A 13,829-nucleotide genomic window follows, 5' to 3' on the forward strand; every position below is an offset into this window, starting at 1 on the left:
GGTGGGCGACAAATGCTCCGCCCACCTGGGTCAGCCCCCCTTCTGTTACCGCTGTGCGGCCCGGTACGCCGTCCTCAGCTTGGCCACCGCCCCGGTCAGATCACCGGTGAGCAGCAGATGGTCGGCGTCGGCGAACGGCTTGGACACCGCCGCGGTCGGCTTCCCGCCCGCCTTCTGCTGCACCAGCAGGCGGGCCTGGTCGACGATCGCCCTGCCTGCCTCGGACTTCCCCAGTCCGGCCTTCTCCGCGAGCTGCGCGGCGACGGCTAGCGCGCCCAGGGTCAGTTCGCCGCCCGTCGGGGCCTTCTTCAGCGTGGTCAGGCCCCAGCCGTACGGGAACTGCGGGTCGTACGTCGCGTCGCCGACGTTGATCGGCAGCTGCGACTCGGACTTCGGCCAGGTGACCGGCAGCTGTCCGGTGAAGGCACGCTTCCCGTACAGCACGTCGGCCACTCCGTCGCCCTCGGTGCCCGGCAGCCAGGACGCGACAAGTGCGTCGATGTCACCGAGCCTGTCGCCGATGAGCTGCGGGCGGCCGGAGACCACCAGGACCGCGCACTTCATCGCGGCGCAGACCTTGTCGATCGCGGCCTTGTCGGCAGCGGTCAGCTCCAGGTCGTTGCCGTTGCCGACGTCACCGATGCCTTCGGCGTACGGGGTCTCGCCGACCACGACCACACCCACGTCGTAGCCGTCCGTGGATGCCGAAGCGTCCTTGGAGTAGGTGACCGAGGCGGCGTCCGTTGCGTCCTTCTTCATGGCCTCCAGGATCGTCGTACCCGTGGTGATCCTGCCCGACGAGCCCTGCCAGCTGACGGTCCAGCCGCCGGCCTGGTTGCCGATGTTGTCGGCGTTGGACCCGGCGACGTACACCTTCTGCGATGCCTTGAGCGGCAGCACTCCGCCGTCGTTCTTCAGCAGGACCTGCGACTTTGCCGCCGCCTCGCGGGCCACCGCACGGTGTCCGGCCGAGCCGACCTGGTCGATGTCGGTCGTGTCGGCGTACGGCTTCTCGAAGAGACCGAGCCGGAACTTCTGGGTCAGGATCCGGGTGACCGCGTCGTCGATCCGGGCCTGGCTGATCCGGCCCGCGGTGACCTCGTCCTGGAGCGTCTTCGTGAAGTCCTGGTAGGCCGTCGGGACCATGATCATGTCGAGTCCGGCGTTGATGGACGTACGGACGTCGCTGGCGTAGTCGCCGGGGATCTGGTCGATGGCCTGCCAGTCACTGATGACGAAGCCCTCGAAGCCCATCCGGTCCTTGAGCACGCCGTTGATCATCTCGGCGTCGGCGTGCATCTTCACCGGGCCCTGGTCGTCACCGAGGATGTCGAGCGAGGAGTACGACGGCATGACCGTGCCGACACCGCGCTTGACGGCCTCCTCGAACGGGGCGAGGTGCACGGCTTCGAGCTCCTGCCGGGTGACCTTCGTGACGCCCTGGTCGATGGTGTACGAACCGGTGGTGGACGAGCCGAACTCCGTACCGCCGTCGCCGACGTAGTGCTTGGCGGTGGCCAGGACCTTGTCGTTGCGGTGCAGGTCCTTGCCGGACGCGCTGCCCTGCATGCCCTGGATGACCGTCTCCATGGACTCGACGAGTGCCGGGTCCTCACCGTACGACTCGTAGGAGCGGCCCCAGCGCTCGTCGCGGGTGACGCAGAGGCAGGGTGCGAAGTCCCACGGAATGCCCGTCGCGCGGACCTCGTCGGCGGTGACCGCGCCGGTCCGCTCGGCGAGCTTCGGGTCGCGGCCGGCACCGATGCCGATGTTGTGCGGCATGATCGTCGAGCCGATGACGTTGTTGTGCCCGTGCACCGCGTCCACGCCGTAGATCAGCGGGATCTGGAAGCGGGTCGCCTGCGCCCGGAGTTGGTAGGCGTCGACCATCTTCGCCCACGCCTCCGGTGTGTTCGGCGTAGGAACCGAGCCGCCGCCGGAGAGCAGCGAGCCGAGGTCGTACGTGGCGATGTCCCCCTGCGACTTCAGTGCATTGCGCTCGGCCTGCGTCATCTGGCCGGCCTTCTCGGCCGGCGACATCCGGGAGAGGAGGTCGGCGACGCGCTTCTTCACCGGGAGCTTCGGGTCGAGGTACGGCAGCCCATGGGCGTCGATGACGACCTGCGGGTTCTCCTTGGGCGGCTTGGCGCCGGTGACGGTGAGTTCGAGCGGGATCGTCTCGGCGGACTCGGCTGCCCCGTCCTTCCTGGTGGCCACCGAGATCCGGTGCGAGGTCCCGGACGCGGTGCCTGCCGGGAAGGTGTACGTGCCGGTGACCGGCGTGTAGTCCTTGCCGGGCTCGGCGCTGCCGCCCTTGGTCGCGTACGCGACGGTGACGGGTTCCTCGATCGGTACGGAGCCGGTGGTGGCGACGGAGACATCGATGTCCGCCGTGCCGCCCTCCTTCACCGTATGGACCGCCGCGTCCGTGACGACGCTCGCCTTCAGGGCCGCGTCGGCCTTCCCGTACAGCTCCACACCGTCCATGGCGAACGAGCCGGGGGCCCCGGTCGGCAGCGTGACGGCGTAGCCCCACATCTCGTCGAGGCCGAGGACCTGGTCGATGCCGCCGACGGGCTGGTAGTCGGTGCGGTACGTGAAGTCGGTGAACGGTATCTCGACCTGGTGCCAGCCCTCCCAGTCGTCGGTGAACGACGTGGTCCACAGCTCGGACGCCTCGCCGTTGGCGCCGCCGTCCTTGATCTCGAAGTTGATCCTCCTGCCCGAACCGGGCGGCAGCGGGGCGGTGTTCTGGCCGTACCACCAGAAACGGATGCCCTTGTGGGCCGACCAGTCGTGGGCGGGCTGGTCGGCGGCGAAGTCGTGGCTGAGGCCGCCGTAACCGCTGATGTTGTACGTGCCTTCGAGGACCTTGGCACCCTCGGGGGCGTCGGCGCGGTCCTTCAGGGCCAGGGTCGGCGGGTCGTCGGAGTCGCCGCCCCAGGTGAAGATGCCGTCGGCGGGCTGGTTGGCGAACGGGACCTCGCCCTCGAAGCGGTCGACGAGGACGGGCGCCGGGTCGTCCGCCGCCGCTGCGGTGGCGGCACTGGCGCTCGGGACGGCTCCGGCGAGCAGACCGGCGAGGACGGTGACGGCAGCCAGTGCGGCCGTCGCCGGTCTGGCCCGGTGGCGGGCGAGGCGGGTGCGTGGTGGCATTGCGGCTCCTTCGGACACTGAAAAGTGCTTCTGCTGGTTCTTCTGCTCGACCCGCCCCCAGTCGGTCCCCGTCTGTACGCCGCCCTGCGCGATGCGGTCGACGCTGGACTGCGGGAGACCCCAGTAGGGCTGGGAGACCTGGTTGTTGCCGCAGTTACGCGCCGCGGGTGAGGCGGATCGTGTCGCGGTACCACTTGGCGCTGTCCTTGAGCGTCCGCTCCTGGGTGTCGTAGTCGACGCGGACGATGCCGAACCGCTTGTCGTAGCCGTAGGACCACTCGAAGTTGTCCATCAGCGACCAGGCGAAGTAGCCCCGGACATCGGCGCCTTCGGCGCGGGCCGCAGCGACGGCGGCGATGTGGTCGGCGAGGTAGGTGGTGCGGTCGGCGTCGTGGATCTCGCCGTCCGCGGAGACGGTGTCGTCGAACGCGGCGCCGTTCTCGGTGATGACGGTCGGGATGCCGTAGTCCTCCTGCAGCCGCACCAGCAGATCGGTGAGGGCGGTGGGGGTGATCTCCCAGTCCATGGCGGTACGCGGCAGGTCGCGCTCGACGCCGCGGGTGACCTGCAGCCCGTCGGCGTCCACCGGGGACCCCTCCTCCGTGACGCCGGAGAAGAGCGTGCCGCGGTAGAAGTTGACGCCGAGGACGTCGAGCGGGGTGGAGATGATCTCCAGGTCGCCGTCCTGGACCGGGAGTTCGACGTTCCGCAGGGCGAGGTCGGCGATGACGTCCTCGGGGTAGGCGCCCTTGACCACCGGGTCCAGATAGAGGCGGCGGCCGAGCCCGTCGGCGCGCCGGCAGGCCTCGGCGTCCTCGTGGCTGTCGGTCTCGGGGGTGGCGGTGCCGAGGTTGAGCGTGATGCCCAGTTCCAGGTCGTTGCCGCGGGCGGCGGCGGTCTCGCGGATGTACCGGGAGGCGAGCCCGTGGCCGAGCAGCAGATGGTGGACCGCGTGGATCGCCTCGCCGAAGTTCGTACGGCCGGGGGCCTGGTTGCCGTACGCGTACCCGAGCATGGCCGAGCACCAGGGCTCGTTGAGCGTGGTCCAGTGCTTGACCCGGTCACCGAGCGCGTCGTAGGCGAGGGCGGCGTACTCGGCGAAGCGGTAGGCGGTGTCCCGGGCCGGCCAGCCGCCCGCGTCCTCCAGCTCCTGCGGCAGGTCCCAGTGGTAAAGGGTGATCCAGGGGGTGATGCCCTTGGACTCGAGCTCGTCGATCAGCCGCTTGTAGAAGTCGAGGCCCTTGGCGTTGGCCGGGCCGCGGCCACCGGGCTGGATGCGCGGCCAGGCGAGCGAGAAGCGGTACGTGTCGACGCCCAGGTCCGCGATCAGCTGCACGTCCTCGGGCATCCGGTGGTAGTGGTCACAGGCCACATCGCCGTTCTCGCCGCGGACGACCATGCCCGGCACCCTGCAGTACGTGTCCCAGATGGACGGGGTTCTGCCGTCCTCGGCGGCCGCTCCCTCGATCTGGTAGGCGGCGGTGGCGACGCCCCAGCGGAAGTCGGCGGGCAGACCGGTAACGGGCTCGGCGGCGATCTCGCGAGCGTATCCCTGGGGGATGACGAGGTTCATGGTTCTCCTGTGGTGTGCTGTGGGGTCGCTACGAGCGGGGGGCGGCGGCCGGGGCCGGCTGATGCAGCCAGCAGGCCACGGTGCGGGAGCCGTCCCCTTCCGGCCGGTCGAGCACCGGCACCTTGGTGGCGCACGGTTCGAGTGCCTTGCCGCAGCGGGGGTGGAAGGCGCAGCCGGCCGGCATCGCGGACAGATGCGGAGGCGAGCCGGGAATGCCGGTGAGTTCGCGGCGGGGACCGTGCAGAGCCGGGAAGGAGTGCAGCAGGCCGTCGCTGTAGGGGTGGCGGGGGTCCTGGTAGATGTCGGAGGCACCGGCCTCCTCGACGATCCGGCCGCCGTACATGATCGCGATCCGGTCCGAGAACTCGATCAGCAGCGAGATGTCGTGCGTGATGAAGACGACCGAGAACCCCAGCTCCTCGCGGAGCCTGACCAGCTGGCGCAGGATCTGGCGCTGCATGACGACGTCCAGGGCCGTCGTGGGCTCGTCCATGATGACGATCTCGGGCTCCAGCGCAAGTGCCATCGCGATCATCACGCGCTGGCGCATGCCGCCGGAGAGCTGGTGCGGGTAGGCGGAGAGCCGGTCCGCGGAGATGCCGACCAGCGCCAGCAGCTCCTTCGCGCGTGCGGTGCGCTCGGCCCGGTTCATCTCGGGGCGGTGCGCCTTGAGTACGTCGGTGAGCTGGCTGTGGACCGTGTGCACCGGGTTGAGCGAGTTCATCGCTCCCTGGAAGACGATCGACAACTCCTGCCAGCGGAAGGCGCGGAGCTCGGGGGCGGTCAGCGTCAGCAGGTCGAGCCTTTCCCCGTCGCGCTGGTGGTAGTGGACCTCGCCACCGGTGATCACTCCGGGCGGGGAGAGGAGGCGGGTGACGGCGTACGCCAGGGTGGACTTGCCGGAGCCCGACTCGCCTGCCAGGCCGAGGACTTCGCCTCGGTGCAGGGTGAGGTCGATGTCGCGCAGCGCGTGCACGGCGGCGTCCCCGGTGCCGTAGTCCACGTTCAGGCCACTGATGGTGAGGACGGGCTCGCTCATGAGCGGGTCTCCTTGTCGTGCGTGCCGTGCGCCGCGGCATCGTGCGTACCGCGCGCCACGGGGGTGAAGCCGACCCGCATCCGGACCTTCCGGGACGCGCCCGTCTCCGTACGCAGCCGCGGGTTGACGAACTCGTCGATGCCGAAGTTGATCAGGGCGAGCGACATGCCGAGCAGGGCGATGCAGAGTCCGGCCGGGACGAACCACCACCACGCGCCCTGGGCCAGTGCCTGGTTGGACTGCGCCCAGAACAGGACGGTCCCCCAGTTCCAGTTGGAGATGTCGGCGACGCCGATGAAGGCGAGGGTGATCTCGGACAGGATCGCGAAGATCACCGTGCCGACGAAGCCGGACGCGATGACGGCCGTCAGGTTCGGCAGGACCTCGAAGAGGATGATCCGCCAGGTGGACTCACCGGTGGCGCGGGCCGCTTCGACGTAGTCCCTGCGGCGCAGCGACAGCGTCTGGGCGCGCAGGACGCGCGCGCCCCAGGCCCAGGAGGTGAAGGCGATCACGGTGGCGATCAGCAGGTCACCGGCGTCGGAGACGAAGCTCGCGATGATGATGATCAGTGGCAGTCCCGGGATGACCAGGAAGACATTGGAGAGCACCGAGAGCAGTTCGTCGGCGGTGCCGCCGAGGAACCCGGCGCTGACCCCGATCAGTACGGACAGGATCGTCGCGAAGATCCCGGCGACGAAGCCGACGACCAGGACCCCGCGGGTGCCGACGAGGATCTGCGAGAGCACGTCCTGACCGGTCTGCGTGGTGCCGAACCAGTGTGCTCCGGAGGGCGGTTGGAGCAGCTCGTTGCTCATGGTGTCCGGGTCGTACGGAGCGATCCACGGCCCGATGACGGCGATCACGACGAAGAAGAGCAGGATCCCGAGCCCGACGACGGTCTTGCGGCCGCGCAGGAAGCGGAACCTGCGCTTACTGGGCGCCGGGGTCTCGGTCGCGTCGAGTACGGCGACCTCTGCGGCGGTGACGGCCATGTTCCTAGGCCTCCCTTCGGGTACGGGGGTCGAGGACCATGTAGATGACGTCGGCGAGGAGGTTCGCCGCGAGGACCGAGAGCGTGATGATGAGGAAGACGCCCTGCATCAGGGGATAGTCCTTGGCACCCACGCCCTGGAAGAGCTGGTAGCCGATGCCCGGGTAGGAGAAGACCATCTCCACCAGCAGCGTGCCGCCGACGATGAAGCCCAGGGAGAGGGCGAAGCCGGAGATGTTCGGCAGGATCGCGTTGCGTGCCGCGTATCCGAACATCACCCGCCGCTCGGAGAGCCCCTTGGCCTGGGCGACCATGACGTAGTCCTCACTGGACACCGTCACCATCATGTTCCGCATGCCGAGGATCCAGCCGGCCACGGCGCTGAGCACGATCGTGAGGCCCGGCAGGGCGGCGTGATAGAGCGCGCTGGAGATGAACGGCCAGTCGAACGCGGGCACCAGTGCACTGTCGTAACCGCCCGCGGCCGGGAAGAGCGGCCACTTCACGGCGAACAGCGCGATGGCGATCAGCCCCAGCCAGAAGTACGGGATGGCGGAGATGAACGTGGTGACGGGCAGCAGGCTGTCCATCCAGGAGCCGCGCCGCCAGCCGGTGAAGACACCGATGCCGGTGCCGAGCACGAAGCTGATCAGGGTGGTGACGCCGACGAGCGCGAGCGTCCACGGCAACGACTGGCTGATCACCTCGCTCACCGGCGTCGGGAAGAAGGTGAAGGAGAGCCCGAGGTCTCCGTCGAGCAGATGCGACCAGTAGTCGGTGTACTGCTCCCAGAGCGACTGGTGCTTGTCGAGGCCGAAGAGCGCCTTCAGCGAGGCGATGGCGCTGGTGTCGAGCTGGCCCTGGAAGCGGGCGATGAGGGACTGGACGGGGTCGCCCGGCATCAGGCGCGGGATCAGGAAGTTGATGGTGATCGCGGCCCACGCGGTGACCAGGTAGAAGGCGAGCCGTTGCAGCAGATACTTCACTTCGCAGCCTCCTTCTCGTGGTCATCGGCGGCTTCCGCGGCGTCGGCGTACAGCCAGCAGGCCGCCCACTGACCGTCCGCCAGGTCGAAGCGCGGCGGCAGTTCGGTGCGGCAGCGCTCGAGCGCCTTCGGGCAGCGCGGATGGAAGCGGCAGCCGGCCGGCGGGGCGATCAGCGAGGGCGGTTCGCCACTGCCGGTCTCCTCCTGTTCCGCCTCGGCGACCACCCGGTCCGGGTCGGGCGCGGAGGCGATCAGCAGCTGGGTGTACGGGTGCGCGGGGTGCTGGGTGACGGTCTCGCTGTTACCGCCCTCGACGATCCGGCCCGCGTACATCACGAGCGTGGTGTCCGCGAAGTAGCGGGCGGAGGCGATGTCGTGGGTGATGTAGAGGATCGCCAGGTGGAGGCGTTCCTTGAGGTCCCGCAGCAGGTTGAGGACGCCGAGCCGGATGGAGACGTCGAGCATCGAGACGGGCTCGTCGGCGAGGAGGACCTTCGGGTCGGCGCCGAGCGCACGGGCGATGGCGACACGCTGGCGCTGGCCGCCGGAGAGCTCGTGCGGGAACTTGTCGAGGTACTGCGCGGCAGGGGTGAGCTGCACCCGCTCCAGCAGTGCGGCGAGCTCGGTCTCGGTCGCCTCCCGGCCGTGGATCTTCAACGACCGGGTGAGGTGGTAGCGCACGGTGTGCACCGGGTTGAGCGAGGCGAACGGGTCCTGGAAGATCAGCTGGACCTGTCGTACGTATGAGCGGAAGGACCGGCCACGGCCCGCCTTCACCGCCTTCCCCGCCAGCTGGATCTCACCCTCGGTGAGCGGATACAGCTGGGCGAGCAGCCGGGCGACGGTGGATTTGCCGGAGCCCGACTCCCCCACCAGGGCCGTGACAGTGCCCCGCCGGAGCTTCAGCGAGACGTCGTCGACGGCGTGGACGGTGCGGCGCCGGCGCGAGACGAGATCACGGCCGGTGCGGCGGACGGGGAAGTGTTTGGTGACTCCGCGTGCTTCGAGCACGACGTCGTCGGTCCGATCGGTGGTGGTGGTCATGGCCGGTCCGTTTCCCCGTACTTACTTGGAGGGCTTCAGGTTCAGCACGATCTCCAGCGCGGTGGGCTGGGTGTGCTGCGGCGGGGCGTACGGGTCGGCCTCGGTGGGCCAGCCCACCCAGTTCTTCGTGGAGTACTCGGCCCCGATGGGGGCGGCGGCCGTCGGGATCACCGGCGCCTGCTCGACCATGATCTTCTGGAGCTTGTTCATGGCCGTGGTGCGGGTGGCTTCCTCGGTGGCGTTGGCGTAGTCCTTCAGCGCCTGGGTCGCCTCGGGGCTCTTGAAGCGGCCGAAGTTGCCGAGCTGGGAGCTCTTGCCGATGGGCTGGAGCAGCGCGCCGTCCATGATGTTCTGGTACATGTCGTACGGGGTCGCACCACTGTTGGTCCAGTGCAGGGTGGCGTCGAAGTTGCCGTTGGCGACATCCGCGCCCCAGGCCTCGGCGGTCTGCGTCTTGACCTTCGCCTCGATGCCGAGCTGCTTGATGTTGTCCTTGATGATGGAGAGCCCGGTGATGTAGTCGTTCCAGCCGGCCGGGTCGGTCAGCGTCAGCTTCACCGGCTTTCCGCTCGGGTCCTTCAGCACACCGCCGGAGAGCTTGAACCCGGCGTCGTCGAGGATCTTCTTGGCGCCGGCCACATCGGGCGCGGTCGTCGCGCTCTTGTACTCGGGCGCCAGGAACGAGTCACCGGCGGGCAGCGGGATGCCGGTGGGGTTGGTGATCTCCGGGTAGAGGGTCGCCTCGGCCTGGGTGTAGATCGCCTTGCGGTCGACGACCATCGCCATGGCCTTGCGCAGCGCCGGGCTGTCGAACGGCTTGCGGGCGGTGTTGAACCACAGTCCGTGGATGCCGAGCCCGGACGGGAACCACAGCTTGTGGTTCTTCGGGTCCTTGGCGACGAACAGCTGCTTGTAGTTCGGCATGAAGACGAACGACCACTCGACCTTGCCGCTCGCGAGCGCCGTGGTCGCCGCGCTGTTGTCGTTGTACGCGGTGTACCGCAGCTCCTTGACCTTGGTCTTGCCCTTCCAGTAGGCGGGCGTGGCCGTCAGGGTGGTGGTCTGCGGGGTGAACGTCTTCAGCTTGTACGGGCCGGAGCCGACCGGGGTGCGGTTGGGCCAGGTCTCCGGGTTCTTGACACCTTCCCAGATGTGCTTGGGCACGATGAACTGCTGGGTGATCTTGTTCTGGTTGACGAACTGGGAGTCCTTGAAGGTCAGAACGACCTTCTTGCCCTCGATCGAGACCCCGTCGAACGGAATGCCGTTGCCGTTCAGCGCCGGGTGCTTCTTGAGCAGTTCGAAGGTGTACGCGACGTCGTCGGCGGTCAGGGGCTTGCCGTCGGCCCACTTGGCCTTGGGGTCGAGGCTGAAAGTGACCTTGGTGAAGTTGGACTCCCACGTCCAGTCGGTCGCCAGCCACGGCTTGGCCTTGTCCGCGGGCTTGATCTGGTTCGTCATCGCCAGCGGCTCGTAGATCATGAAGCGGTAGCCGAGCGTGGCCCCGGCCGAGGTGCTGAGGAACGGGTTGCTGTTGTTGGTCTGCGGTCCGTCCGGCTTGCCCAGGGTCAGCACGCCGGAGGCGCCGCCACCCCCTTTGTTGGCACCCGAGTTGGCGGACGAGCAACCGGTGGCGAGAGCGACCACGACGGTGGCTGTTGAGAGCGCTCTCAGTACGGGGCGGCGGCGTGCGGACATGGCGACTCCAGGAAGGACTGCGGGTCCGGAGGATCCGGGACGGAGGGTGGTCGGCGCTCGGCGCGCCGGGTACGGGTAGTGCTAGTGGTGCGGGTGGTGCGGGTGGTGCCGAGGGTGCGCGGGGAGGCGCGTAGGCGACAAGAGGTGCGGGCGGCCGGGAGGGATCCCCGCCGGACCGCTACGGCGCCGAGAGGCGCACGACCAGTTCGGTGGGCAGTACGACCGGCCCGTCGGGGGTGGCCGTGCCGCCGAGATGGGAGAGCAGCAGCCGCGCCGCCGTCTCACCCATCTGCCGGGTGGGCTGGCGCACGGTGGTCAGCGGCGGTTCGGTGTGCTCGGCCATCGGGATGTCGTCGAAGCCGACCACGGCGATGTCGTCGGGCACCGACCGGCCGGCCGCGCGCAACGCCCGCAGCACGCCCGCCGCGCTGATGTCGTTGTGCGCGAAGACAGAGTCGAACTGCGCGCCCTCGGCGATGAGTTGTTCCACCGCCTGTCGGCCGCACCGTTCGGTGAAGTCCCCTTGGACGACGAGATCGGTCGGCAGGACCGTACGGAATCCGTCCAGCCGGTCGCGTACACAGCCGAAGTGCTGGGGGCCCGTGAGGACCAGGGGCCTGGTGCGTCCGGCGGCCAGCAGATGGCGGGCGGCGGACGCGCCTCCTTCGTGGTTGGTGGTCACGACGGAGGGGAATTCGGGGTGGTGGCCGCGGTCGTCGATGAGCACGATCGGCAGGCCACCGCGGTGCAGTGCGGTGAGGTGGTCGAGAGTGTTCTCGGGTTCGACGACGACGAGCCCGTCGAAGGCACGCGCCGACACCTGGCTGGTGAAGCGCTCCACGGACTCGGCGCCCCGGTTGCAGGTGAAGAGCAGCAGCCCGTAGTCGGCGGCCTCGACGGTGTCGACGACACCCTGGAGCACTTCGCCCATCCACGGCCAGGTGAGCGAGGGCACCAGCATGCCGACCGTACGGCTGCTGCCGCGGGCCAGGCCGACCGCGCCCGAGCTGGGTACGTAACCGAGTTGTGCGATCACTTCGCGAACACGGGCTGCCGTTGAACCGTCCACCTCGCCCTTGGTGTTGATGACCCGGGACACGGTCGTCTTGCTGACGCCGGCCTCGCGGGCGACATCGGCGATGGTGACACGCATCGGGGGCCTCCGGGACAAGGCGGAACAGGGAACGGAACCGGTACCGCAACCGGTTCCGGAACCGGTACCGGCGTTGCGGCGTGAGTTAACCCCGCTGGAACAGTGCCGTCAATACTTCACGTCGACATTGGTCCGTACCCATCTCCCCAGCAGGCAGGACGTGTTGTGCGTTCAAGTTGTGAACGCACGCCCCCTTGACGCGAGTCCATAACAGCAGTTCACTCACGCCTCGATCGACGGCAACTCCCCCACAGTCCCTGCCGAGAAAGGCAGCAGCCCATGATCAGATCAAGCAGAGCGGCTCGGGCGCTGGTCGCCGCAGTGCTCGCGGCCGCGGGTCTCAGCGGGCTCTCGTCCGGTACGGCGCAGGCCGCCGGTGAGACCGTGAACATCGCGCTGACCACGACGGACGACGCCGGTGGCCGGCATGTCACCCGCGGACTGGAGGCACAGACCCCGGTCGTCTTCGGCTCCGGTAACGGTGGCAGCGGTACGAACATCACGGTCGACGAGAGCACCCGCTACCAGACGTTCACGGGCGGCGGCGCCTCGTTCACCGACACGGCCGCGTACTTGATGAAGAGCAGCGGGGCGCTCAGCCAGGCGACCCGCGACGCGACGATGAGGAAGCTCTTCTCCCCCACCGAGGGCATCGGGCTCTCGTTCGTACGCAATCCGATGGGCGGATCGGACCTCGCCAGGACCGGCTACACGTACGACGACGTACCGTCCGGCCAGACCGACCCCTCGCTGGCGAAATTCTCGATCGCACACGATCTGCAGGACGTGCTCCCGCTGACCGAACAGGCCAAGCAGCTCAACCCGGCGCTGACGACGGTCGCGTCACCGTGGACCGCGCCGGCCTGGATGAAGGACAGCGGCCAGCTGAACGGCGGCTGGCTGAAGGCGGAGAACTACGGCGCCTACGCCGACTACTTCGTGAAGTACCTCCAGGCGTACAGGGACCAGGGCATTCCGGTCGACTACGTCACCGCGCAGAACGAACCGACCTGCTGTTCCGGCTATCCGTCGATGAGCTGGAACGGCTCGGGGCTCGCCTACTTCACCAAGAGCGAGCTGCTGCCCAAACTCCAGTCCGCGGGGCTCGCCACCAAGGTCCTCGCCCACGACTGGAACTGGGACACCTACGACGCCTACGCGGCGGCCACGGTGGACGACCCGGCGGTGCGCAACCACCCGAACTTCGGCGGGGTCGCCTGGCACGGCTACGGCGGTGACGTCACCAAGCAGACCACCGTGCACAACCAGTACCCGACGATGGACGCCTTCCAGACCGAGCACTCGGGCGGCACCTGGATCGCCGACCAGCAGCGCGAGGACATGCTCAACATCGTCGACTACACCCGCAACTGGGCGAAGTCGGTGACCAAGTGGTCCCTGGCCGTGGACCAGAACCGCGGCCCGCACAACGGCGGCTGCGGCACCTGCGACGGGCTGATCACCGTGCACAACGGGGACAGCAGGAGCGGGCAGGTCGACTACAACATCGAGTACTACACGATGGGTCATCTGACGAAGTTCGTCCGGCCCGGCGCCCAGCGGATCGCTTCGACGGCCAGCTCCACCGTGCCCAATGTGGCCTGGCGCAACCCGGACGGTTCGAAGGCGCTGATCGCGTACAACGGCGGTACGTCGGCGCAGCAGGTCACCGTCAACTGGGGCGGCCAGAAGTTCACCTACTCGCTGCCGGGCCGCACCTCGGCGACCTTCACCTGGTCCGGCAGTCCGTCCGCCCCCACCGGCACCTCGGGCGTCTTCTCGGGCCCTGCGGGCAAGTGCCTGGACGTCGCGGGCGGCAGCAGTGCCGACGGGACGGACGTCCAGCTCTATGACTGCAACGGCTCGGCGGCGCAGCGCTGGACGGTCGCAGCGGACGGTTCCATCCAGGCGTTGGGCTCCTGCCTGGATGTGACGTCCGCGTCGACGGCCAATGGCGCAAAGGTGCAGCTGTACACCTGCAACGGTTCGTCGGCGCAGCGCTGGACGTACAACTCCTCGACGGGTGACGTCGTCAACACGGCCGCGGACAAGTGTCTGGACATCACCGACCAGTCGACGGCGAACGGGGCCCGCGCCCAGATCTGGACCTGCACCGGAGCCGCCAACCAGAAGTGGCATCTCCAGTAACGGGGCCGATCTGTCCGGGGGGAGGGGCGGGCCCGCGGA

Annotated in this window: 9 protein-coding genes; 1 reads left to right on the forward strand and 8 read right to left on the reverse strand. The window is 68.7% G+C overall.

The features are described from left to right. Positions 1-45: 45 nt before the first annotated feature. From OHA88_RS16725 to OHA88_RS16760, 8 genes are all read right to left on the reverse strand, one after another. On the reverse strand, positions 46-3,156 hold the full coding sequence (locus tag OHA88_RS16725; RefSeq protein WP_328626123.1) for a glycoside hydrolase family 3 protein: 3,111 nt from the start codon (positions 3,154-3,156) through the stop codon (positions 46-48). Positions 3,157-3,310: 154 nt separating this feature from the next. Continuing rightward, positions 3,311-4,729: a GH1 family beta-glucosidase gene (locus OHA88_RS16730; protein ID WP_328626124.1), complete on the reverse strand. Its 1,419-nt coding sequence runs from the start codon at positions 4,727-4,729 to the stop codon at positions 3,311-3,313. A 28-nt stretch (positions 4,730-4,757) separates the two neighbouring features. Further along, complete coding sequence (locus OHA88_RS16735) at positions 4,758-5,768, reverse strand: ABC transporter ATP-binding protein (protein WP_328626125.1); 1,011 nt, start codon at positions 5,766-5,768, stop codon at positions 4,758-4,760. Beyond that, entirely contained in the window at positions 5,765-6,763 is a 999-nt protein-coding gene (locus tag OHA88_RS16740; protein WP_267001492.1) for an ABC transporter permease, read from the reverse strand. The genes OHA88_RS16735 and OHA88_RS16740 overlap by 4 nt, the downstream gene beginning before the upstream one ends. 4 nt (positions 6,764-6,767) lie before the next feature. Continuing rightward, positions 6,768-7,748, reverse strand: coding sequence for an ABC transporter permease (locus OHA88_RS16745; protein ID WP_267001494.1), 981 nt, complete (start codon positions 7,746-7,748; stop codon positions 6,768-6,770). Then, positions 7,745-8,791 carry an ABC transporter ATP-binding protein gene (locus OHA88_RS16750; protein WP_328626126.1) on the reverse strand — a complete coding sequence of 349 codons (1,047 nt, stop codon included), beginning with the start codon at positions 8,789-8,791 and terminating at the stop codon, positions 7,745-7,747. Before OHA88_RS16750 ends, OHA88_RS16745 begins: the two co-directional genes overlap by 4 nt. A gap of 21 nt (positions 8,792-8,812) precedes the next feature. Then, positions 8,813-10,489, reverse strand: a complete 1,677-nt coding sequence (locus OHA88_RS16755; RefSeq protein WP_328626127.1) for an ABC transporter substrate-binding protein — start codon at positions 10,487-10,489, stop codon at positions 8,813-8,815. Positions 10,490-10,667: 178 nt separating this feature from the next. After that, the gene (locus OHA88_RS16760) at positions 10,668-11,642 is read right to left on the reverse strand and encodes a LacI family DNA-binding transcriptional regulator (protein WP_328626128.1); all 975 of its coding nucleotides are present in this window, start codon (positions 11,640-11,642) and stop codon (positions 10,668-10,670) included. 279 nt (positions 11,643-11,921) lie between these two features. Here OHA88_RS16760 and OHA88_RS16765 point away from each other — a divergent pair, with 279 nt between their 5' ends. After that, positions 11,922-13,790, forward strand: coding sequence for a lectin (locus OHA88_RS16765; protein WP_328626129.1), 1,869 nt, complete (start codon positions 11,922-11,924; stop codon positions 13,788-13,790). Positions 13,791-13,829: the final 39 nt, after the last annotated feature.

Source organism: Streptomyces sp. NBC_00353 (genome assembly GCF_036108815.1).
Taxonomy (GTDB): domain Bacteria; phylum Actinomycetota; class Actinomycetes; order Streptomycetales; family Streptomycetaceae; genus Streptomyces.